18 protein-coding genes are annotated in these 25,075 nt (G+C 32.2%); 7 read left to right on the plus strand and 11 right to left on the minus strand.

The annotated features are described in order from the left end of the window. The first annotated feature begins 54 nt into the window (after window positions 1–54). The 3 genes from SHI72_RS10100 to SHI72_RS10110 are packed head-to-tail and all read left to right on the plus strand — an operon-like array spanning window position 55 to window position 3,786. Window positions 55–918: a hypothetical protein gene (locus SHI72_RS10100; protein ID WP_323489886.1), complete on the plus strand. Its 864-nt coding sequence runs from the start codon at window positions 55–57 to the stop codon at window positions 916–918. A 52-nt stretch (window positions 919–970) separates the two neighbouring features. Continuing rightward, window positions 971–2,752, plus strand: a complete 1,782-nt coding sequence (locus SHI72_RS10105; RefSeq protein ID WP_323489887.1) for a 1-deoxy-D-xylulose-5-phosphate synthase — start codon at window positions 971–973, stop codon at window positions 2,750–2,752. Window positions 2,753–2,790: 38 nt separating this feature from the next. Continuing rightward, window positions 2,791–3,786 carry a DUF3078 domain-containing protein gene (locus SHI72_RS10110; protein ID WP_323489888.1) on the plus strand — a complete coding sequence of 332 codons (996 nt, stop codon included), beginning with the start codon at window positions 2,791–2,793 and terminating at the stop codon, window positions 3,784–3,786. 12 nt (window positions 3,787–3,798) lie between these two features. Here the strand turns inward: SHI72_RS10110 and SHI72_RS10115 are convergent, their stop codons facing one another. Next, window positions 3,799–5,145 carry a deoxyguanosinetriphosphate triphosphohydrolase gene (locus tag SHI72_RS10115; RefSeq protein WP_086893563.1) on the minus strand — a complete coding sequence of 449 codons (1,347 nt, stop codon included), beginning with the start codon at window positions 5,143–5,145 and terminating at the stop codon, window positions 3,799–3,801. A 120-nt stretch (window positions 5,146–5,265) separates the two neighbouring features. Beyond that, the gene (locus SHI72_RS10120; RefSeq protein ID WP_035619782.1) at window positions 5,266–5,727 is read right to left on the minus strand and encodes an Lrp/AsnC family transcriptional regulator; all 462 of its coding nucleotides are present in this window, start codon (window positions 5,725–5,727) and stop codon (window positions 5,266–5,268) included. Window positions 5,728–5,883: 156 nt separating this feature from the next. Here SHI72_RS10120 and metE point away from each other — a divergent pair, with 156 nt between their 5' ends. Next, a complete protein-coding gene (gene metE, locus SHI72_RS10125) occupies window positions 5,884–8,205 on the plus strand; it encodes a 5-methyltetrahydropteroyltriglutamate--homocysteine S-methyltransferase (protein WP_323489889.1) in 2,322 nt (773 codons plus the stop codon). Window positions 8,206–8,509: 304 nt separating this feature from the next. Here metE and SHI72_RS10130 read toward each other — a convergent pair whose 3' ends face one another. Next, entirely contained in the window at window positions 8,510–9,091 is a 582-nt protein-coding gene (locus SHI72_RS10130; protein ID WP_039112444.1) for an outer membrane beta-barrel protein, read from the minus strand. 144 nt (window positions 9,092–9,235) lie between these two features. Between SHI72_RS10130 and gldA the strand changes: the two genes are divergently transcribed. The 3 genes from gldA (at window position 9,236) to SHI72_RS10145 (ending at window position 14,115) form a co-directional block, all read left to right on the plus strand. Next, a complete protein-coding gene (gldA, locus tag SHI72_RS10135) occupies window positions 9,236–10,132 on the plus strand; it encodes a gliding motility-associated ABC transporter ATP-binding subunit GldA (RefSeq protein WP_323489890.1) in 897 nt (298 codons plus the stop codon). Window positions 10,133–10,172: 40 nt separating this feature from the next. Then, window positions 10,173–11,369, plus strand: a complete 1,197-nt coding sequence (locus tag SHI72_RS10140) for a DUF5018 domain-containing protein (protein WP_039116924.1) — start codon at window positions 10,173–10,175, stop codon at window positions 11,367–11,369. A gap of 628 nt (window positions 11,370–11,997) precedes the next feature. Then, the gene (locus SHI72_RS10145) at window positions 11,998–14,115 is read left to right on the plus strand and encodes an outer membrane beta-barrel family protein (protein WP_039116923.1); all 2,118 of its coding nucleotides are present in this window, start codon (window positions 11,998–12,000) and stop codon (window positions 14,113–14,115) included. 427 nt (window positions 14,116–14,542) lie between these two features. Here the strand turns inward: SHI72_RS10145 and SHI72_RS10150 are convergent, their stop codons facing one another. The 8 genes from SHI72_RS10150 to SHI72_RS10185 all read right to left on the minus strand — a co-directional run bounded on the left by SHI72_RS10150 (window position 14,543) and on the right by SHI72_RS10185 (window position 25,017). Next, window positions 14,543–15,715: a PepSY-associated TM helix domain-containing protein gene (locus SHI72_RS10150; RefSeq protein ID WP_323489891.1), complete on the minus strand. Its 1,173-nt coding sequence runs from the start codon at window positions 15,713–15,715 to the stop codon at window positions 14,543–14,545. A 197-nt stretch (window positions 15,716–15,912) separates the two neighbouring features. After that, window positions 15,913–17,148: a DUF4374 domain-containing protein gene (locus SHI72_RS10155; RefSeq protein ID WP_323489892.1), complete on the minus strand. Its 1,236-nt coding sequence runs from the start codon at window positions 17,146–17,148 to the stop codon at window positions 15,913–15,915. A 49-nt stretch (window positions 17,149–17,197) separates the two neighbouring features. Beyond that, the gene (locus SHI72_RS10160; RefSeq protein WP_323489893.1) at window positions 17,198–19,579 is read right to left on the minus strand and encodes a TonB-dependent receptor; all 2,382 of its coding nucleotides are present in this window, start codon (window positions 19,577–19,579) and stop codon (window positions 17,198–17,200) included. Window positions 19,580–19,864: 285 nt separating this feature from the next. Next, window positions 19,865–21,274, minus strand: coding sequence for a pyridoxal phosphate-dependent decarboxylase family protein (locus SHI72_RS10165; RefSeq protein WP_323489894.1), 1,410 nt, complete (start codon window positions 21,272–21,274; stop codon window positions 19,865–19,867). A 219-nt stretch (window positions 21,275–21,493) separates the two neighbouring features. Continuing rightward, window positions 21,494–22,717 (minus strand): dicarboxylate/amino acid:cation symporter, encoded by a 1,224-nt coding sequence (locus SHI72_RS10170; RefSeq protein ID WP_323489895.1) that lies wholly within the window; start codon window positions 22,715–22,717, stop codon window positions 21,494–21,496. Between the two features lie 75 nt (window positions 22,718–22,792). Next, the gene (locus SHI72_RS10175) at window positions 22,793–23,449 is read right to left on the minus strand and encodes a class I SAM-dependent methyltransferase (RefSeq protein ID WP_323489896.1); all 657 of its coding nucleotides are present in this window, start codon (window positions 23,447–23,449) and stop codon (window positions 22,793–22,795) included. Between the two features lie 167 nt (window positions 23,450–23,616). Beyond that, a complete protein-coding gene (metF, locus tag SHI72_RS10180) occupies window positions 23,617–24,573 on the minus strand; it encodes a methylenetetrahydrofolate reductase [NAD(P)H] (protein WP_039112451.1) in 957 nt (318 codons plus the stop codon). A gap of 87 nt (window positions 24,574–24,660) precedes the next feature. Further along, on the minus strand, window positions 24,661–25,017 hold the full coding sequence (locus SHI72_RS10185; protein WP_323489897.1) for a four helix bundle protein: 357 nt from the start codon (window positions 25,015–25,017) through the stop codon (window positions 24,661–24,663). Between the last annotated feature and the right edge of the window lie 58 nt (window positions 25,018–25,075).

Here is a 25,075-nt window from a genome sequence, read left to right on the forward strand (position 1 = left end):
AAATACATTTTTAAGAAGTAATTTTTATTACATTTATTTTTTGATATTCAAATTATGCCAACAAAACATAAAATAAGTATTCCTGAGCCTTGCCACGAAAACTGGGATAAAATGACGCCTGCCGAAAATGGTCGTTTTTGCATTAGCTGCTCTAAAACTGTAGTTGATTTCACAAGAATGCTACCTGATGAAGTGCAGCATTTTTTTATTGCAAATAAAAACAAAAGTGTTTGCGGAAGATTCAAAAACTCTCAATTAGAAAATGTAACAATTCAAATTCCAACTGAAGTTTTATACAAGCAGACTCAATATCATAAAATGTTTTTATTGGCTTTGTTTATTGCCATGGGTACAACATTGTTTAGTTGCCAAGATAAGAACGGAGACAAGCAAAAAATTGATAAAATAGAAGTTGTTAAAGATTCCTCAACTGACCAAAGAGTTATGGTTGGCGATATTAAAGTTAGTGGAAATGAATCAACTCACGTTCCACCTCCACCGCCACCAAAAATTAATCAGGTTAAATTTGTAAAGCCAGTTTCTATAAGTCACAGTAAAACCACTAAAGGTAAAACTCAATCTTCAAAACAAAATAAAGAAGACGATTCCGTATTTACTACTGGTGCGGTAATACATATAAATGCAGAATTTCCTGGGGGTATTGACCCATTTTATACTTTTTTTGAAAATGAATTTAAAATGCCCGAAAATACAAATACCAAAAATCTCAAAATTAGAATCTCCTTTGCAGTAGAAAAAAACGGAACTTTGTCATATCTTCAATCTGTACCAGCTATTGATAAAACAATAGAGAACGAAATCATTAGAGTTTTAAGCTTATCCCCAAAATGGCAGCCGGGAGAATCTAATGGAAAAAAAATAAGGATGCAATATTCCTTACCAATTGTATTGGAATGAGATCTCAGGTAAAATTTAAATTTAAAACCGTAAATTTGCTTTTTACCTTACAATGAAAAGCAATTTACTTCCCAATATATACAATCCCGCCGATTTACGCTTACTTCCCGAAGCGCAACTTCCTCAAGTTGCTCAGGAATTACGTGATTTTATTATTGATATTGTTTCTGTAAAAGAAGGCCATTTGGGCGCAAGTCTAGGTGTTACCGAACTTACTATTGCTTTGCACTATGTATTTAATACTCCCGATGATTTATTGGTTTGGGATGTAGGACATCAGGCTTACGGACATAAAATCCTGACCGAAAGAAGAGAAAATTTCCATACCAATCGTCAGCTTAACGGGATTTCTGGTTTTCCTAAAAGAGCCGAAAGTAACTATGACACTTTTGGCGTAGGCCATTCTTCTACTTCTATTTCGGCAGCATTAGGAATGGCAATTGCTTCTAACTTAAAAGGTGATTTTGACAAACATCATATAGCTGTAATTGGCGATGCTTCGATTGCATCGGGAATGGCTTTTGAAGGTTTAAATCATGCCGGAGTGACCGATGCTAATTTATTGGTAATCTTAAACGACAATGCAATCGGGATTGATCCAAGCGTAGGTGCGCTTAAAAAATATCTCACTGCTGTAAAAGAAGGAAAAAATCCGAAGAAGAATAACATGATTAAATCATTGAATTTTGATTATTCGGGTCCTATCGATGGTCATGATATTTTTGCTTTAATAAAAGAATTAAAACGTTTAAAAAACATAAAAGGTCCTAAATTCCTGCATATTGTTACTACCAAAGGAAAAGGATTACAACAAGCCGAAGAAAATCAGGTTCAATATCACGCTCCTGGAAAATTTAATGCTTCAACTGGAGAAATCATTCCTAAGATAGAAGACAACCTTCCGCCAAAATACCAGGATGTATTTGGTTTAACCATTTTGGATTTAGCCCAAAAGAACGAAAAAATTGTTGGTATTACTCCTGCAATGCCTTCTGGAAGTTCGCTTAAATTTATGATGGATGCTTTCCCAAAACGCGCCTTTGATGTAGGTATTGCCGAGCAACATGCGGTAACACTTGCAGCTGGAATGGCAACTCAGGGAATGATTGTTTTTTGCAATATATATTCAACTTTTTTGCAACGTGCATACGACCAAGTGATACATGATGTCGCATTACAAGATTTACCAGTTATCTTTTGTATGGACAGAGCTGGCTTGGTTGGAGAAGATGGAGCAACACATCATGGTGTTTTTGATATTGCTTATTTGCGTTGTATTCCTAACCTAATAATTTACGCTCCACTTAACGAGATAGCCTTACAAAACATTTTATATACTGCACAACTGGGATTAAATCATCCTATCGCAATTCGATATCCTAGAGGTCGCGGCATTATTACCGATTGGCAAAAGAATTATTTTAAGAATTATGCTACAATCGAAATTGGAGCTGCAACTTGCCTTAAAGATGGTAGTAAAACCGCAGTTTTATCTACTGGAACTATTGGGAACAACGTAATAACTGCACTAGCAAATATTGGCAATCCAAATACTATTGCTCATTACGACTTTTCTTTTATTAAACCTCTAGATAACAAACTACTACATTCTATTTTCAGTAAATACTCATCCGTAATTACTATCGAAGATGGTGCTGTAAATGGTGGTTTTGGAACTGCTATTTTAGAATTTTCGGCATTACATAATTACAACACTAAAATACAAATACTAGGAATTCCAGACACATTTATTGAGCATGGAACTGTTACCGAATTGCAACAATTATGCAATATTGACGTTAAAAGTTTAGAAAATCTTTTTTCTGTTGGTTAAAAATAATTATTTTGCGGACCCAAACAAAAAATGCCATAATGAAATTATTCCGTTTATCTATTTTAGTACTTCTTATATTTTGTTCTTCTAAAAATTTCGCTCAGAATTCTAAAATTCAGACGCAATTGGTACCAGAAATTCAAACTCAATTAGAAGACACTACATCTAATTGGACTAAAAAAAATAAATTAGGTTTTGATCTTACTCAAATTGCATTTGTTAACTGGAGTGCCGGGGGTACTAGTTCTATCTCTGGACTTTTTAAAGGGGAATTTTCGAGAACATATACTCATGGTAATCATAAATGGGCAAATGAGCTTCTTTTAAAATATGGTTTAAACAAGCAAGACGGAATTGAATTACGAAAAACCGATGATGCTTTCCTATTTAACTCTACTTATGGTTTTAGAAAAGACAGTCTCACAAATTGGTATTATTCGGCAAAATTTAATTTAAATTCTCAATTCACTAATGGATATTCCTATCCAAATACAGAAAACCCAATTTCGAAACTTTTTGCTCCAGCATATGTATTCTTAGGAGCTGGAGCTGAAAACGCTAATAAAGAAAAGAATCGCACCTTTTATTTCTCACCAGTTACTTTAAAGACCACTTTGGTATTAGATCAGACTTTAGCAAATCAAGGAGCTTTTGGTGTTAAAAAAGCAGTTTATGCACCAGACCCACTAGATCCTAATACCCAAATTCTGATTGAAGAGGGACAAAAGATAAAAGCGGAATTTGGTATTTTATTAACTGGTTATACTAAAAATGAAATTTTCAAAAATATGTTTTTTGAAAACCGCCTTAGCCTTTATACCGATTACCTGAACAGATTTGGAAATATCGACATCGATTATGCTACTCGTTTAGACTTAGTTGTAAATGAGTATGTAAAAGCAAATGTGGGGTTGCATTTTGTGTACGATGATGACATCAAATCAAAAAAAGAAGTTAATGGGGAACAAGTCACAGAAGGACCAAAGGCACAACTAAAACAAGTTCTGGGAGTTGGTGTAGTATATGCCTTTTAGATAATTAATTTGTTACGTTGTTTTTCTTCCGTTTATAGTATCATATAATTCCAATGCATTTCCATCGGTTAGTAATGAAACGTAATGGCATATGTGCAGCAATCTTTCATACAGACCTTCTTTTTCTAAATGATGCTTTTCTGGCAACATTTTTAAAATCAATGCATCATAGTTAGATGCTTTTCCGTCGTATTTATTATTAAAAGCTGTTATAAATTTATCTAGTAGTGTTTGGATAATCTGATACCCTACTATTTCTTTTTCGATTACTTCACGACTCTGGTAGATATTCTGAACACTAAGATTTATAATATCATCCATTTGTGCTTTGTACTGGCTTTTATCCATTAATGCAAACGGAAATTTACCTGCAAGAATAGCTTCTTCGTTATCAACAAAAACCTTAACGGCATCGTTTATCAAACTTCCAATTGCTAGTGCACGCAAATAACTAATACGATCTTCTTTGGTCGTAAGTGTTTTATATTTGGCAACACCTATATTATCTTTTACCAATTTAATCAGGTATTCTAAAGCATAATCCTCAGAAACAAGCCCAAGATTTATTCCATCTTCAAAGTCAATAATAGTATAGCAAATATCATCTGCCGCTTCGACTAAATAAGCTAATGGATGTCTTTCGAAACCAATATCATCTCCTGATTTATTAGGTAACATTCCCATATCGACAGCTACTTTATTAAAAAAGTCTTTATCGGTCTGGAAGAAACCATATTTTTTATCGGCTATATTTTTGGTTGGTTTTTTAGGCAAACTCTCTTTCGGATATTTCATAAAAGCTCCTAACGTAGCGTACGAAATACGAAGTCCTCCTTCTATTCCCGGACGACTTGCCGTAAGAACCGAAAATCCATTAGCATTACCTTCAAAATCTATTAGATCCTGCCATTCTTTATCTGTCAAATGCTCTTTATACTGTTGTCCGTTTCCTATAGAGAAATATTCTCCAATAGCTTTTTCTCCTGAATGTCCAAATGGTGGATTCCCGATATCGTGTGCCAATGATGCCGCCGCAACAATAGCTCCAAAATCATTCATATGATATCCGTGAACTTCTTTTAAGTATGGATATTTTTCGATGATTTTTTTTCCTACCAAACGCCCTAACGAACGTCCTACTACCGAAACTTCTAAACTATGCGTTAATCGGGTATGTACAAAATCTGTTTTAGAAAGCGGAATTACCTGTGTTTTATCTTGTAAACTTCTAAAAGCTGCTGAAAATATAATTCGGTCATAATCTACTTCAAATCCCAATCGCGTATCATCTTGTTCTACACGTAATCTTTTGCTAGTATCGCCTTGGCGTTTTAGTGATAAGAGTTGTTCCCAGTTCATTGTGATTTTAGATTTCAGATTGTTGATTTTAGATTGTTGATTTTAGATTATAGCACCGATGGCTATAGAATTAGATTTAGAAGGGCAAAAATACATTTTTATTTCAGTACTTTATAATGATTAAAACTCTAATGCTGTACTGTGTTTAATCTCTCCCATCACAAAAATACTGTTTGTATTACCTATGTTTTCTATGGTAGATAATTTATTCATTACAAAATCCTGATAACTAGTCATATCCTGAACAAGGATTTTTAGCATAAAATCATAATCGCCCGCAATATTATAACATTCTATAATTTCTGGAAGCGCCACAATATCTTTTACAAAATTGCTTCCTACGTTTTTTGCATGTTCTTTTAACCGAACGTTACAGAAAACTGTCATTCCACAATTCATTTTTTTCTTGTCTAACAAGGCAACATATTTAGTAATATATCCATCTCGCTCTAATCTTTTTATGCGTTCGTAAACAGGTGTAACAGTCAGGAATAATTTGCTTGCCAGGTCTTTTGTATTGATATTTGAGTTCTCCTGAAGATGTCTTAAGATCTCTAAATCGGTTTTATCTAAATTTTCCATAGTAATTTTTACGGCTAGAGTTCGTTTAAGAAGAATTAATCAGTATTATAATCTTCAAAAACGAACAAATTAAAGTTTATTTACTTAAATAAAAGCCAAATATAAGTTATAAAATCTAATACAATAAATTTGTTTAGTAAAAAATACTGAAACAAAATGAAAACAAATAATTTAGGTTATCCTCGAATTGGCAGCAACAGAGAATTAAAAAAAGCTAGTGAATTATACTGGGCAGATAAAATTTCGGCAGAAGAACTTCTGGCTGTCGGTAAAAACATCCGTAAAGAAAACTGGCAATTACAAGCCGCATCTGGCATTGATTTAATTCCGTCGAATGATTTCTCATTTTACGATCAGGTTCTGGATTTAACATTAACTTTAGGAGCAATTCCTGAACGTTATAATGATTTTGCAAGAACTAATTCTTCTATCGATTTGTATTTTGCAATGGCTAGAGGTTCGCAAAAAAACGGACAAGATGTTGTTGCTATGGAAATGACAAAATGGTTTGATACCAATTATCATTACATTGTTCCTGAATTTACAAAAAACCAAAAATTCACTCTGTTTTCAGAAAAAATAATCAATGAATTTAAAGAAGCAAATGATTTAGGTATTGCTACAAAACCTGTACTTATCGGACCTATCTCCTACTTACTTTTAGGAAAAGAAAAAGAAGAAGGTTTTCACCGAATTGATCTTATCGAATCTTTGCTTCCTGTATATTTTGAAATATTTGCAAAGCTTGAAGCCGAAAATGTAACTTATATTCAATTAGACGAGCCTTTCTTAGCGCTGAACTTAACCGATAAAGAAAGAAACACTTTTACAAAAGTATATACTGAAATCAACAACCGTTTCCCGAATATCAAAATCATTCTGGCTAATTACTTTGATTGCTTTGGCGAAAACCTAGCTACGGCATTGGCCTTGCCAGTTGATACTTTACATTTAGATTTAGTTCGTTGTCCGTTACAATTAGATGATATTTTAGAATCAAATCAACTATCTCCAAACGTAAATCTTTCTCTTGGTTTGGTTGATGGAAGAAACATCTGGAAAAATGATTTTAAAAATTCATTGGCAATTATCGAAAAAGCGACTAAAGCTCTTGGCGAAAACAGAATATTAATTGCTCCATCGTGTTCATTAATTCACAGTCCTTGCGATTTAGAGTTAGAAACAAACAACGAAACGCTTACTCCCGAAATTAAGCAATGGTTGGCTTTTGCGAAACAAAAAATACAAGAAGTTGTTTTATTGAAACAGTTTGCTTCAAAAGAAATAGATACAGAAAACTCTATTCCATTTGCAGAAAATACATTAGCAAACGAAAACAGAAAAACATCAAAATTAATCCATAACGAATCGGTTAAAAATCGTGTGGCCAGCATTACTTCTGGTGATGACCAGCGAAAAAACACTTTTGCTATCCGACGTAAAAAACAAATCGATGCTTTAAATCTTCCTTTGTTCCCTACCACAACAATAGGTTCTTTCCCGCAAACTCCCGAAGTAAGAAGCTGGAGAGCAAAATTTAAAAAAGGCGAATTAACGCAACAACAATACGACGATTTAATCAAGAAAGAAACTGAAGATACAATTCGTTTTCAGGAAGAAACTGGCATTGATGTTCTCGTGCATGGTGAGTTTGAGCGTAATGATATGGTGGAATATTTTGGCGAACAATTAGCTGGATTTACTTTTACCAAAAATGGTTGGGTACAAAGTTATGGTAGCCGTTGTGTAAAACCTCCTGTAATTTATGGTGATGTTTCGAGACCTAAACCTATGACTGTAAAATGGTCAGAATATGCGCAATCGCTAACTCCTAAATGGGTAAAAGGAATGTTAACTGGTCCAGTGACTATTCTGCAATGGTCATTTGTTCGTAACGATCAGCCGCGCTCTCAAACCTGTACTCAAATTGCATTGGCAATACGTAATGAGGTTGTAGATTTAGAAAATGCAGGGATTAAAATTATCCAAATTGATGAACCTGCTATTCGCGAAGGATTACCATTGCGTAAAGAAGAATGGGCAACTTACCTGGATTGGGCTGTAAAAGCTTTCCGTATTTCGGCAAGTGGCGTTAAAGATGATACTCAAATTCATACACATATGTGTTATAGCGAATTCAATGACATTATCCAGAATATTGCCGATATGGATGCTGATGTAATCACGATTGAATGTTCGCGTTCGCAAATGGAATTACTAGATGCTTTTGCCGATTTTAAATATCCTAATGAAATTGGACCTGGAGTTTACGATATCCACTCGCCTCGCGTTCCATCTAGTCAGGAAATGGTTAAACTATTAGAAAAAGCTTCTGCCGTTATTCCTGTAGATCAGTTATGGGTAAATCCTGATTGTGGTTTAAAAACACGTCATTGGGATGAAACAAAAAAAGCCCTGATCGAGATGGTTTCTGCAGCTCAGGAAATGAGAGCAGCCGTTGAAAACCCAGTGAGTTAATAATTTTTATTTAGATCTATTTTTTGTTATTTATGTCAACTAGTGGAGTCGAAATTCTTGTAGTTATGATTATTTTCGATTTCACTTTAGTTGGCTCTATTTTTTTTGAAGCAGATAATTTAAGTTTTCAAAACATCTTTTGTCCCGCTATCCACTATATCTATTGTGGCAAAAAACGCCACAACAGGATATCGTTTCTATCGGGGCTAAATAAGAAATTTCATTTTCAAAACACTTTAATCTAAAGCATAAAAAAAAGCATCCGCCAATGACGGATGCTTTTAAAATTTTAATCTATTTAAGACTAGAAGTTTTTAGAAATTCCAATACCAACTTCTTTACCGAAATTAAAGAAGAATTTACTGTTATCAGGACCATCATTATCAAAACTTAAAGTTTCATAACCTAAACCACCAATATTAAAGTTTAAACCGAAACCATTTTTCATGTTAATGAAAAGAGCTGGAGTTACACCTACGTACATACCATCTGCTTTAGATTTTGAGTAAGCATTTCCAGGTCCGTATTCTTTATGTTTTACGTTTTGAAAACCTGCACCCATATCAGCAAATACAGAAAAAGTTTGGTTTAATGGCACAGAGTAACGTACAAATGCTCCAATTTTGAAAGCATTGTTTTTTACTTCTTCAATTCCATTATCTTCATTAGATGATGCTACTGTAAATTCACCCCCAACTGTCCAGTTATCATTAAATTGGTAACCTACTTTAGGAGAAAAGCTAAAAGTATTTGTTTTTTCTTCACCAAATTTGAATTCTGATTTTTCAGAAGTGTACGAGATGTTCCCACCAACTAAGATTGTTCCTTTTTGAGCATTTGCAAAGCTAACTACAGCTAATGCAATAACAACTAACATTTTTTTCATTTGTAATATTTTAAATTTAATACTCTTTTAACAATAACAGTGCCGTTACTGCTCGCCTTTAAGTTTTTTTTATGATTTCTTTAAAGACCAAAAATTTAGCAATCAAGCAGATTTCTGTTTACTTTTGCATCAAATAAAAAAGTCATGTCGATAGAAGTAAACAGCATATCAAAAAGTTACGGTACTCAAAAAGCATTAGATAAAATTTCATTTTCTATTGAAAAAGGTGAAATCGTTGGATTTCTTGGCCCAAACGGTGCAGGAAAATCAACTTTGATGAAAATCTTAACTACTTATTTGTTAGCCGATTCAGGTACAGCCCTTGTAAACGGTCATGATGTCATGACTGATACCAAGGCAGTACAGCTATCTATTGGGTATTTGCCAGAGCATAATCCGTTGTATTTAGATTTGTACGTTCGTGAATATCTGGCTTTTAATGCTGATGTTTATAAGGTTCCAAAATCGAGAATTGAAGAAGTCATAAAACTGACAGGACTGTCAGCCGAAAGTCATAAAAAAATAGGACAATTATCTAAAGGATATCGTCAGCGTGTAGGTTTGGCAAATGCTTTGTTACACAATCCTGATGTTTTAATTCTAGACGAGCCAACAACTGGTCTGGATCCTAATCAGTTAATAGAAATCAGAAACGTAATTAAGAATGTAGGTAAAAATAAAACTGTTTTTTTATCGACACATATTATGCAAGAAGTGGAGGCAATTTGTGACAGAGTTATTATCATTAACAACGGAAAAATTGTTACTGACAAAAAACTTGACAGATTAATTGCCGAAAATAAAGAGCAAGTTATCGAAGTAGAATTTGATTATAGAATTGAAGAACAATTAATTGCAAAATTAGAAAACATTTCTTCGTATATAAATACTCATGACATGACATGGGAACTGACATTTGTCACTGAAAAAGATATGCGCCCAGCTATTTTTGACTTTGCAACTGCCAACGGTTTAAAGACATTACAGCTTAATCAAAAAAATAAAAATCTGGAAGCTGTGTTTAGAGAGATTACTAAATAATTTAACTAAAAATTAAAAACTATAACTAAAACCCAAAACATTGAAAATAAAAACGCTATTAATTTTTCTTACCACTTTATTATTATTTAATTGTTCAAAAGATGATTCCCAAAAATTAAGTTCTGAAAACAAAATCCTTACATTTAAATTAACGTCTCTAAAGGGTGACATCTATATTGGCAAAATTGATGATGTTGCAAAGACAATCACTCTAACTACAAAAGGTATTGAATTAGAAAATCAAATAATTCCTGATATTGAAATTTCTGAAAAAGCAACAATTTCTCCTGATAAAATCCCACAAGATTTCAATAAGCAAATCACATATACAATTACTGCTGAAAATGGTAACAAAGTTATTTATAACGTCATCACAAATAATACTCCTTTATCAAATGAAAAGAAAATTCTTGATTTTAAATTCAATATTGATAATGAAACTTTCACAGGAATAATAGACCAAACCAGCTTATCGATTAATATTACTACATATAAAGATATTACAAATATTTTTCCTAAAATAACAATCTCACCCTTAGCTAAAATATCACCTGATGCAGAAACCAGCCAAGACTTTACCTCTGGGCTAGAATATACAGTAACTGCCCAAAATGGTACAAGTAATGTCTACAAAGTTCATATCGTAAAACCAGAAATTACATCAACTATCACAAAATGTTATATTAGAGCAGTCTCATTAGGGCAATTAAGTAATATAGATTTATTATCTGATTCAAATTATAAATTGTATCTTGAAAATGATAAAAATTCTTATTTATTAAATTATTTTGATCCTGTAAGTTACACTAGTGAAAATAAAATACATACTGCTTTTTATTTTAAATTTGATGAAAAAATACTAACCGCCAATAATTATAAATTAAGAGTTAAATTGAACGGAGAAATTAAAGCTGAAACCAATTATACTATTGATGTCTTAGCTGAAAATGCTCCAAAAATTATATCAGCCAATCAAACTTCATATAATTATTCGGACACATTAATCCTTACTGGCACAAATCTAATTCCAGGACTTAGCATTCCTGCTAATGGCTACACATACAATTTTACAGAATACCATGTCACATTAAATCCAGAAAAAACAACATTAAAATATTATATGAGTTTATATCAAGTGTTCCCTTCTTTTATGGGACAACAATCTCCAAGAAGTACGCGAGTTAGTGTTTATAATAATGGAAGATATGGTGATTCTATAATTTTAGATTTTAAGTAAATATTTCTCAAGTTAAATAAGAGGCTCGTTGATTAAACGAGCCTTTTCAATATAGTGCAATCATTATATCTAAGCACAAAATTGTCTCTGTTAAATTAACTTTTAAAATTTCAAAAAAGTGATTTACATTATAAGCTAAACCAAAAGTATCTTGAACATCATTTCTATTCAACACCTAGCGAAATCAATACTTTCTTGCAGATTATAGCTTTTAGAAATTCTCAACATTTAAGTGAATAAACAAGTCATATCTTACAATATAAAACCGTCTCTTATCTTGCTAACAACTAACTATCAGTAAGTTATCATTTCTGAACAAATTTAAATTTATTTTTATTTAGACTTGTTATAAATAGTTATATATTTGAAGTTTAAAAACTTCAAATAACAGGCAATCATGTTTTTACTTTACCCCACAAAAACGCTACTTTCTACGCTTATAAACAGCATATTTTATCTCCCAAAAAAGCATTCGAATAAAATAATTTTCTTACCTATTAAAGATTCTATTTTATTATCCAAAATTTCTATTTCTTAAAACACAATCATCATAGATAAACTATACTCTTAAGGCTTAATCAACTTTTAAAGCCGTTTTATTATTCTTCAAAAATTAAAAATAAATAATATGAAAAATATTATAACATCAATTATGCTTGCATTTTCTGTTTATGCCTATTCGCAAACTGAAAAAGGAAAAGACAGCATTATCGAAACATCAATAAACGCATTAGATGAAATTATAATCGTAAAAAAGAAAGTTCTATATACTCAAAAATCAGACAGAATGGTTTTTAATGTAGAAAATAGCATTGTGTCTGAAGGCGGAACTGCGCTGGATGTTTTAATGCGTGCTCCAGGTGTTGTAGTCTCTCAGGACGGAGAATTATCTATTAGAGGACAACAAGGCGTTGGCGTTATGATTAATGGTAAATTAACGCAGCTTTCGCAAAAGGAACTTGCTAATTATTTAAAATCAACAACCTCATCTAATATCAAACAAATTGAGGTTATTACTAATCCTTCTTCTAAATATGATGCCACTGGTAAAGCTGGAATGATTAATATTATTTTGAAGAAACCAAGTAGTGCTGGAATAAAAGGAACTGTATTTTCTAGTTATGGAAGAGGAAGAAAAAACAGAACCAATACAGGAATGAATTTAAGTTACAACAAAGATAAGTTTGGAGTCTTTGGTAATTACAGCTACACTTATAGAGGTGAAGAGGAACGCAAGAATTTTGAACAAATTCAATTTACTGATATTACAAGACAAGAAATTGCAACAAAGAATTATCAAAATTCAACAACTAATGAACCTCTTACGTCTAACAACTTCAAAGTAGGAACAACATATGAGGTTTCTTCTAAAACAAATTTAGAAGTTTCGCTTGACGCAAAAATCGGTCGCTATGAAAATATTGCTAATGGAGGGAATACACTATATAATAATTTAAATCAGTTGCAATTTGACGCTTTGACTTACAATGACAGCAAAGAAAAGTGGTATGACTATACCTATGCTTTTTCTGGCGTACATAAGTTTAATACAGAAGGGAAAAACATGTCTTTTGATTTTGAATATGAAACTTCAAAATTCAGATCTAATCAATTTCAAAGTGCGCAAAATCAAATTCCAGGCACTGCAATTAATGACAGAAGAGGTTATATTCCATCTCAATTGAGAGTCTTTACTGGAAAAGTTGATTTTACAAATCCAATTAAAGAAAAACAGACTTTGGAATGGGGTTTTAAAGGTAGCATCAAAAACAATGACAATCCATCGGTGTATGAATACAACGATAACAATCAGTGGATTGTTGATCTTAATTCTACTAATCATTTTGAATATGATGAGCAAATTTATGCTGCTTATGCTAATTACAAATATCGTTTAGAGAAACTAAGTATTCAGGGAGGTTTAAGAACTGAATATACTGCAATTGACATTAACCAAAAGACATTAAATGAGAAACATAAAGATGATTATTTAAAATGGTTCCCTAGTCTTTCGCTTAAATATGAATTGAGTAGTAACCATTCTATGCATGCTTCTTACAGTAAGAGAATAAACAGACCGAGTCAATTTGATTTGAATCCGTTCCGTTTTTATGACGATTCGTTCAATTATTCTCAAGGTAATCCTAATCTGGTTCCTGAAATTACACATACATCAGAAATAGGATATTCTTGGAAAAGTGCTTTTATGGCTTCGGTATATTTTAATCAAACCAAAGATGTTTTTACAGAAATATATGTTTACAATCCTGATAATAACACAACGGTTACGTCACAAATCAATGCCAATAAATCATACAATTATGGTGTAAATATTACCAATACAACCGATATTTATAAATGGTGGTCGGTGAACACGCTTTTTAATGTTTTTGAGAATAAATTTGAAGGAAAGATTATCAATACCAATACAATCGACCCAATTGTAACCTTAAATTTAAGTGTTCAAAACTCATTTACAATTACAGATACCTGGAAAGCGGAAGCAAATGTACAATATCAATCAAAATCGAATGTTGGGATTTACGAAAGAGATAGTTTCTTTGATTTTAGCATCGGATTATCAAAACAGGTTCTTGCTAACAAAGGCAGTATAAAGTTTAATGTTACCGATATTTTTAATACCAATAAATACAATATCAATTCGGTTATCGGACAAACCAGCATTGACAAAAGATATAATCTTGATAGCCGTGTAGCAACAATTTCCTTTACTTACAGAATTTAAAAAAGCTACATTTTATAACAAAGAAAGCCCATGAAATTTCATGGGCTTTCTTTGTTATATATGTTTTTGTAATCATCATAGTCTTTGTATTAAAATAGAATGTAGATAATACAAATTAAATGAATTTCTAAATTGCTCCAAACTAAATCCAAAGCAATGGAACAATACTAAAACCTACGGAATAGTTATCGCATACTTGTCTTTCTGAGGAACGAAGAATCTCCATTAGTAGCTCGACAAACTTGAAATAAATACATTGTGTTAGTTTCTTTCGGAGATTCTTCGTTCCTCAGAAAGACAATATTGTGGTTGTTTCGTGATAAAATAATTCAATATTTTACTTAAGTTAAAACACAAAAAAGTCTTTTGAAGAGTACGAATACTTTCAAAAGACTTTAACTAACTAAAAATATGTAAATGGGTAATATTAAATTTTAACTGTAGGTTTTTGCTTTTTCTTTCTTCCCCACCAAATATAAAAACCTGTAACTGGTAAACTTGCACATATCAAACTACCTACAAAATATAAAATCTTAGTTGGTATTCCTCCAATAGCTCCTATATGTAAACTATAATTAGATCGCATAAGCCATTTAGAGAAACGTTCGTTATCAATATATTTCTGCGAATTAGGCTTTAATTCCAATGTTTGTTGATCAAAGTACAAATCCCTCCAAACTCCTTTATTCATATCTGTACAAGCGTAAAAATCATCTTCTGGCTCATGTGGAAGATCAATGATAACAGCTTCTTTATTTTCTTTGGCAATTTCCTTACGTACTTTGTTCCAGATAAAATCGGCTGCAGCCAGTTTGTCTAATTGCTTTTTAGATAAAGTATCTTTTTTGGCAGTAACAACTTGTTCCTTTTTTTCCTTTTCATCAGCCCAACCACCACTTATCCAATAGGTGCTTTCTCTTAGCCAATGAAAACTCATTAATAATCCAGTAAACGAAATAAGTAATGCTAATATAATAGTGTAGAATCCCACTACATTATGCAAATCATAATTCAAACGTTTGAGCTTAGCATTCCACTTTATCTTAAAACTACTATTTCTAGTTGTTTTGTTCCATTTTTTTGGAAACCAAAGAATAAGTCCACTTATAAGAAGAAAGAAAAAAATTAGCGTTCCCCAAGCTGTTACTTGCGAACCAATATCCCGACCTAACCATAAGTAACGATGTCCTTCGTCCATGATATGAAAAAAATCTTCGTGATCTACAATTCCGGTAATCTTACCATTATAAGGATTTACATAAATTAAAGAATCCGATTCGATGTCTACTTTTATAGTTTTATCTAAACCATTGTACCATAAACCATGAATCTCTTTATTAGGCAAAGCTTTACTTACTGCTTGATATATCTTAGAGGGCGGTAATACTTTCTCTGATTCTTGTGCTTCTACATTAAGCCAAGAGGATGTTGCATGTTTGATTTCTTGCTCAAAAACCAAAATACAACCTGTAATTCCCATTATAAATACAACGAGTCCCGAAGCGAGTCCTAACCATAAATGCAACCATGCATTAATTTTACTAAAACGTGATTTTCCTTTATTTGGTGGTTTATTCGAACGGCTTTTAATAGTACTCATTGATATTATAATTTTAATAGGTAATAGTTTTTATGGGCAAAAAAGATGTATTAGTAAAAATGGCTTGAGGAATATTTATAGTTAAGTAATTCCTCAAGCCATTAAAATTGTATTAGCTTAAAGTGTAAGCTTAGCAATTGCAATCAATTAATGAAAATAGCGAAATGAAAATAAAATTTCAAGAGCTCTTAAAGTTTTTACTTAGATGATTTCAAATTATCTAAACGTAAAATATAATCATAACCTCCAACAATTTCTACTCCTGAAGTTACAGCACCTGTTGTGGTATTAACTTCCCAGATATAATCTTTAGTAGTTTCAGCATTAACCTGAATAAATACTTTACCATCAGATGTAATTACATTTTGTAATTGGCTTCCTTTATCTGCAGGTAAATCTAATTTTTTAATTACCGAGCTAGTAGCTATATCGATTAAAGCAAATTTAGTATTAAACAATCCTGAAGGATTTTCTGTTACTATTTTTGAATCTATGTATTTAGCAATAGCCTTACCGTTACCAACATACCAAAGTCCACTAGCAGTTTCTCCTCCTAAAGCAGTACCAAGGTTAAAATTATAAGAAGAGTCTAATGTAGTTTCACCCTTTTTGATTCTAAATATTTTTGTTGGACTATCTTTAGAAGTCATCCAGTCAGCAAAAAACATCATATAAACATCACCAGACTCATCAGTACAAGAAGTTGGCATCCACATATTAGATCCTCCATTTCCATCCGCTTCCGAGCTTTTAATAACCTTTTCAACAGCAAAACTTGGATAATCTACTACGGCAATATTCATACCTGCCTCAGCAAGTGATGGCCAAATTGCCATATTAGAAAATGCTACATATAATTTTCCGTTTGAATATTGAATATTCCCTTGATTATAAGAAGTATATCCCGCTGGAATCGCAGGCAATGCCAATTCTCCATTTTTTATCCAAAGTGTTGTGGCATTTACAACGGTATATAATACTTTGCTTCCATCTCCATTCGTTCCAAACAATACTAGCGTGTTGTCATCAACCCATGCATAACAACTTATAGATTTTTGATACGTAAAAGGCACTTCATATACAACAGATAATCGATTGTTTTTAAATTCGAATTTAGTCATTTTACCAAAATTAGAACTTGTACTTGGATAGTAATAAAACCCGTTTTTGGCAATAATTCCATAATCTGCCTTGCTTGTAACTTCGGCACCATTACCTACCAAACTAACACTCCCTTTAGTTAAATCATCAACTCCTACAATGTACTGAGTTGTATTTGGCCAACTCCCTAATTGCAACCATAGCGCATAATCAGCTTTTGCACCATCTGAATCGCTTCCAGAATCATCATTACTAGAACAAGAAATAGTTGTACCCATTATCAATGTACTAATAAATAGAAAATAAAAAGAGGGTTTAATAAATCGTTTCATGTTTAAAATATTTTTTATATAATTATTAAAAATAAAAGTTCGTTTCAGGCTATTTTAAGAAATAATGAAATTTAATTGAAAAGGAGCGTCCTTGCTTTTGTAGCTTAAAATTATCATAAGCCAAATCATTTGTTAGATTGTTGCACTCTAAAGAAATATTATACATTCCAGAATTCATAGAATAAGAAATAGATGCATTTTGGATATACTGATTAGGAATTATACTTTTCCCTTCTTTTGTACCATAGTTTTCCCATGTAAGGTAATACCAGTGTGTATATTGCAAATCCCAATTAAGCTGTAGATTATTTCCTTTTTTAATGAAGTCCGACTTTCTATATCCTAAATTGGCATTACCAAACATCCAAGGTCTATTAGGCAAGTCATCTTTGTATGTAGCAGATATTGTTCCTGAATTTGATCCATTAGGATATTTCGTGTTGTCAAGCGTGCTTTGATAAGTAAAATTTATCCCAACGTTTATTTTATCCTGATAATTGTACTTAATATCGGCCTCAAGTCCTTTGATAAGAACATTTGATGTATTTTCAAATCTACTTATCTGACTATTCGATTGATAAACAACTGGAGAAATAAAGCCTTTCGCATTTCTTAAATACCCTCCTGTTTCAATAAAAAAATGATGATTTTCCGCTGCATTCTTCCAATAACCACCCAGATTGTAATTGTCGCTATTCTCTGGTTTAAGATTAGGATTAGCTACAACCGAGTACCCATTACCAAACACCTCATCTACTCTTTGTAAGCGATATGCTTTTTCATAAGAAGCTTTTATACCTATAGACGAAGTTATTTTATAGCGTGATGCAATTCCATATCCGGTGTAACCATTGTTATCTCTAACAGTTTCACCCGCTCCAGTTCCAGAATTAGTAATAGCAAAAGGTTGTTCTAACAACATGCTATAATATTTTCCAAAAAACGTGTTGGTCAGTTTTTCTTCCAATAAATTCTGTTGATAGGATAGCCCAATAATATGCTTTGTAATTTTCCCAGGATTATAATCTTTGTCAGTAAGCAACTCATCATAAGTCTTGTTTTCGACCTTGTCCAGAGTATAGTTTAGACTTAACGAATTATTATGGTCTATTTTGTAGCTAAGATTCGATCCGATAAAATATTTTGGACGTCGAATATTCCATTTAGTTACAGGCCCTCCCATTTCGGAAGAAGTAGCTGCCACATAACTTCCGTCCCAATAATATTTTCTAAGTGCAGTATCTGTAATAGTATATTGATCGTCTGAATAGGAAGAAAAAAAGCTTAAATCAAGATCTTTTGTAAACAAATTCTTTTTTAAATATCTTAGTGAGAATGAATAAGCATCTCCTCCTCTATGTACTTGACCGTACACTACGTCTTGGTTAGTTCCTGTTTGTATTCCTTTTTCTGTAGCTGAATAACTTCCTCCAATAAAAAACATATCAGCCCAAGATTTATCAACGAAACCTAGTTCTGCCTGCCCCATAGCAGACTTAAATTGATCATTGAATCTTTTAAAATCACCAGTAACAAATCGAGAATTATCTTTATCAATCACTTCTATTACTTGTACATCTCGCATTGTGTAATCGTTATCCGAATAATTTAAAAAACCAGAAGCTTTAAAAGTTAATCCTGATTTTTTGTCACGCAGCTGTCCTGTTAATGAAGCACTATGCGTATTAAATGATCCTAAACTATAAGACATATCAAAATAATTTGATATTTGATGATTCGTAATAATATTTACAGCACCGCCAAGAGCATCAGAACCTAAATTTACTGGTACTACACCTTTATATACTTCAATTCTTTCAGATAAATTAACTGGTATATTGTTTAACGACATGGAGCTCCCCATAATATCCAAAGGCACACCATCTATAAAAAACTTTACGGCACTACCAGAAAGACCATTGATAGAAAAATCAAAATCAGACCCCATACCTCCTTGCTCCCTAACTTTTACTCCAGTAGTTTTATTCAATATTTGACTCAAATTGGATGTAATATTAGCCATTGACTTAGTATCGACCGCATTAACCTGAAAAGCAGATTCTTTTACTCTGGTTACTTTAGATATTCCTTTAACCTGAACTTCATCTAACGCAGCCATATCTTCTTCAATAGTAAGAGTTGGAACTGTTTGATTTACCTCTTTTAAATTAATCTTTACTTGCTTTGGTTTATATCCAACATAAGTAATAGATAAAATATAGTTTCGTGGTTCTGCTATAATTTCATATTCTCCTTTCTCATTGGTTAATGTTGAGTAAGCAGTACCTTTTAGTTCTACAGAAACACCTTCGACAGGTTGCCCGTTATTACCTAAAATGACCCCATTTAATTTTACTTTGTTATTTTGTGAGAAACCTTGAATCGAAGTTAAGAGCACCAGGATTAAGATAAATATTCTATTTATTTTCATTACTTAAAGTTGAAATTAATTTGGCACAAAATTAACATCAATAAACACCATTTCCAAGTTATTTTTAATTATTCTAAATAAAAACGATGATTAACTTTCAAGTAGCCAATTCAATAAAAAATTAATATATTTATTAGTGAATAATTAAGATTAACTTAATATTCGATTAAAATTTAACATCTTAAAAGTTAAAACTCAAAGCTTCAATTCATCAAGAAATAAAAAAACTAGCCCGTTTAAAAAATTAAACGGGCTAGTTTCAAAAAATTCTATTGTATGTTTTACTTATATTTTCAACTCTAGAATTCTATTTTTCATTTCTTCTACGATTATTTCTATATCCTTTTCACTTGTCCTCCAGTTCACAAATGAAGCACGAATTCCTTTACGATTTTGATAAACAGTGGGCGTCATAAATACTTTTCCTTTATCATTAAGGCTAGTCAAGAATGAATTTACTTTCTCCTGATTATGATCTCCCGATAATGTAAAGCAAACATTATTTAGTCTTGTTGGTGCTAATAACTCGAAGTTTTCATTCTCTGTAATAAATGCATCAAATTGCAATGCAAGAGCTACACTATTTTCGACTATATACTGATATCCTTCTTTTCCATAAGCTAATAAAGAAAACCAAACTGGTAATGCTTTTAATCTCCTTGAGTTTTCGGGTAAGAAATTTAAGAAACTAAAATTCTCTAATGGATCTCCCAAATAGGGTGCATTCGAATTTTGAAATGTTTCTATCTGTAATATTTTGTGTTCTTCTTTTATCAAATAAAAAGCACTTTCGTAAGGGACGTTAAGCCATTTATGACAATCTATTGTAATACTATCTGCATTTTCCCAACCATTTACCAAATGTTTATATTTAGGCGAACAAGCTGCAAATCCTCCAAAAGCAGCATCAATATGCCACCAGAATTTATACTTCTTTTTTAATTCATTTATTGCTACAAAATCATCAAAATCGGCTGTATTTACTGTTGCTGCACTTGTAATTACAATAAATGGTTTTCCGTTTAGAGCTTTGATATTTTTTTCTAAATCGGCTACATCTATTGCTTCACGGTTTCCTTCGATTGTTTTTATTTTAGTGAAGTTCTGACTTCCAATACCTAACATTGACAAGCATTTTATAGAAGATGAATGTGGCGTAGATGAAAAAATCGTAATAGGTTCAGATATTCCGTTCTTAGCAAAGTCTTTTCCTAGTTGTTTTCCAAACCATTGTCTTGCAACAGCCAATGAAGTAAAATTAGACATTGTTGCTCCAGTTACAAATCCGCCAAGAAATGATTTTGGCAAATCCAGCAATTGTAATAATAAATTAATAGTTTCGATTTCTATTAAAGCCGAAACTCCTCCTTGTGCTTTTACCGCTTGCGTATTCTGGTCATAGATTGTCGTTAACCAATCACCAACTATAGAAGCTGGTGTACTCCCACCAGTTACAAAACCTAAATATCTTGGTCCTGGCGATGCAATCATTAATGGTGCTAATCGCTGATTAAATTCTTCCAAAGCCGATAATGCGCCTAATCCTTCCTGATTAAGATTTCGGTTGGTTGTTATACTGTTGGAATTGGATGTTGGAATTGAATCTAGAGAATTTAAAAACGCTATTCCTTGTTGTTTTACTTGTTCAAGTATATTTTCAATATCGTTTAAATCTTGTTGAAGTGCTGTATTCATTTTAGATATTATAGTTTAAAATAAAATTAATGCATTATATGGTATCAATGCCTAATCTGTTTAAGAATAAGATTTTATTGTGAAAAAATAACCATATAAGTAATGTAAGTTCATTTAAGTTTTGCGTTGATTATTCTCTCTTATATTTACTTACATTACTTATATGGTTAAAATAATTTTATTGAATAAATGTTACGACAATTTCATTATGTTAAATCCCTACCATTTCGTTTTTTCCGAAAATCTGGAGACCATCATCGACGAAATCACATCGCCATTGGCATTAAGCAAAGTAGCAATTGGGTCTACAAGTGTACCCAAAATCATAGCTACAGGTAAGGCTTCTGCCATTGGCAAACCGTAAACTGTTATAGCCAAAACTTCTCCAATATATCCTCCGTTTGGAATTCCGCCCTCAACAATAGAAACGATTACTGTAATTCCCAATGCTAAAAGTATTGTACTTGGTTCGGTAAAATCTTTTCCGAACATGGTAAATAATACGGTGATTTTTAAAATAGATGACATACTCGAACCGTCTTTATGCAATGGCGCTCCTAGCGGAATAACCACGTTCCGGACATGTGCAGGAATTTTCATTTTCTCGGCTGCCAAAAGATTAGCAGGTATTGTTGCAATACTACTACAAGTTCCTATAGCTGTAAGCGCGGGTGTAACATTATTACTCCAGAATACTACAAAGGCTCTTTTCCCTCCTGCTATTAAAGAATACAAACTAAAGAATACAAAGAAATAAAAAATGCAGGCTCCATAATAAATCCCTAGGGGTTTAGCGTAAACTCCAAACAATTGGGGCCCATAAAAACTAACCTGATATGCAAAATAAGCTCCCAAACCTATTGGAGCTAATTTCATAATCATATTTAAAAGCTGTTTCATCACTTCGTTTCCTGAGTCTAGAAAACTCCTGAAAGCATTTCCTTTTTCTCCTGATTGTAACGTTGCAAATCCTATTAAAAATGAAAAGATAATAAGTGCCAACATACTTTTTCGAGACAATAATTCGTAAAAATCATTGGTTGTAAGTAATTGTGCAATTTGATCCCCAACATTACCTGTTGCAATATTCTCTAATGGAACTTTAGAAACTATAATGTTCTGATGAATAGGAAAAAGATAAACGGCAATAATCATTACAATAGCCGAAATAAGAAGTGTTCCTAAGAAAACGGCAATCATAACAACAAATAATCTTCCTAACTTTTCTGTTTTCTCTAAATTGGCAATAGAGGAAGTTATCGTAAAAAAGATTAACGGAATAATTGCTGTAAAAAGCAAATTCAAGAAGATATCTCCCAATGGCTTTATAATCTCAACATCTTTACCAAAGACTAATCCTAAAATACTCCCCGCAATTATACCTCCCAGAAGCAAAAGTATACTACTGTAATTTTTTATAAAATTGATTTTTTTAGTCCCCATAGTTTAAAAAGCATTAGTATTTTAAAAATCAATTAAATTACACCAAAAAAGGATTCTAAATTGTTAACTCTAATTTTATTCTTTTTGTAAAACAAGTGTAGTAAATTCTCTATCGACAAGTTCTCCTGTTTTGCTTTTTACTTTTTCGGTCAACGTTTCTGAATCGATGATTTTAAAAGGGGTTTGACTGATTAGTTTTTCAGCTTTTTCAGTATCATAAAGGTTGAATTCAAATTCGGTAAACGGAAGTTTCTTCATAAAACTTTCCTGTGCAAATGTTAGGCTAAAGATTCCTTTATTATTAAGCACTCTATATATTTCTAAAAGAAATTTTACAGGCTCTTGCCAAAAGTATAACGTATTTACAGTAAATATTTTATCGAAGGTGGCATCTAGAAACGGAATGGTGTTTCCATCATAAACGGAAAAGAAAGCTTGTTTTTGAGAGACATAGTTTCTGTTTATCTGTCGCGCTTCTCCATACATTAATTCAGACATTTCGAGTCCGTAATATTTTAAATCGGTACTCTGCTGCATTACGTATTCTAAATGCGCTGCGTTACCATGACCGAGTTCTAGTATTTTATCACCCTGAGAGATATTTAAGTTTCGGATTGAACTTAGCGTCATATTGATGTTTGTTTCATGCATCATATTTGCCATTTCAATTCCTTTTTCTCCTTCTGGTTTTTTTAATTGAGATGCGATTGCTTGTAATTCTTCTTTTTCCATAATGTTTAAATTTATAAAATTCCAAACTTTAAATTCCAAATTCCAATTGTTCACAAAGACGAGAGTCATTGCGAGAAACTAAGCAAACTTATTAACGATAAGGACATACTAAATGGGATTACTTAGTTTCTCGCAATGACAAAACGGTGCTTTTTTAAAGAGCAAATTTAGAAAACTTTACTCGCTATTTGACGAATATTTTCGGATTTCCCCATGGAGTAATAATGCAAAACCGGAACTCCTGCAGCTTTAAGCTCTAATGATTGCTGAATTGCCCATTCGATTCCTACTTGTCGTATCTCGACATTATTTTTACATTTATCGACTTCGTTAATTAAGTCTTCGGGTAAATCGATACGGAAAATTTGTGGTAAAACCTGCAAATGTCTTTGTACAGCAATTGGCTTAATTCCTGGAATAATAGGAATTGTAATCCCCATTTCGCGTGCTCTTTTTACAAACTCGAAGTATTTTGAATTGTCAAAAAACATTTGTGTTACCACATAATCAGCACCAGCATCAACTTTTTCTTTTAGTCTTTTTAAGTCAGAAGTTAATGATGGAGATTCTAAATGTTTCTCTGGATATCCTGCAACACCAATACAAAAATCGGCTTTGTTATCAACATCCATTACTTCGTGCAAATACTTTCCACAATTTAGTTCATTGATTTGTTTAACTAAATCTATCGCAAAACTGTTTCCTCCAATTTTAGGTACGAAAGATTGTTCGTCTTTCATAGCATCTCCACGAAGCGCCATTACATTATTGATTCCTAGATAGTGACAATCTACCAACATATACTCGGTTTCTTCTTGAGTAAACCCACCGCAAAGCAAATGTGGTACTGTATCGACGTTATATTTATGTTTTATAGAAGCACAAATTCCCAGTGTTCCTGGACGCATACGAGTTAATTTTTTATCTAAAAGTCCGTTGCCTTTATCAATATAAATATACTCCTCGCGAGAAGTTGTTACATCTATAAATGGCGGTTTAAACTCCATCAACGGATCAATATTGTCGTATAATTCCTGAATACTTTTCCCTTTTTGAGGCGGAATAATCTCAAATGAGAATAATGTATTTCCGTTGGCGTTTTCTATATGTTGTGTTACTTTCATTTCTTAATTAGTTGATGGTTTTTAGTTTTTGGTTGATAGTTTTTAGAACTGTTGCTAGTCTAAAAATGAATAATCATAAATCAAAAACTAAATTGTTTTTTTATAATAGTTAATAAACCCATTCAATAGCTTTTTACAAGTTTGAATCTGTTCAAAAGCAATATTGAAATTATTTTCATCTATGTATTTTTGATCAAATGCTAAATAATATTGCGTTTCTAATTCATACAATGATCCTCTTGAAATATGAAGAAAATGAATGGTATCTTTTGATGTTTGTCGCCCACAACCTTCAGCAATATTTGATGGTATTGAAACCGCAGCTCTTCTCATTTGATTGGTCAAACCAAATAGTTCCTCTTTTGGAAACAATTTAGATGAATCATATAATAAATTCACCAATTTCCTAGCTTCCAACCAAACATCTAATTTATTATATTCCATTTTTTATTGATGGTTGTTTGTTGTCAGTCGATCGTTTTTGAGTGCTATAATCTAACAA

It is taken from the genome of Flavobacterium sp. PL02 (assembly GCF_035013205.1).
Lineage (GTDB): Bacteria > Bacteroidota > Bacteroidia > Flavobacteriales > Flavobacteriaceae > Flavobacterium.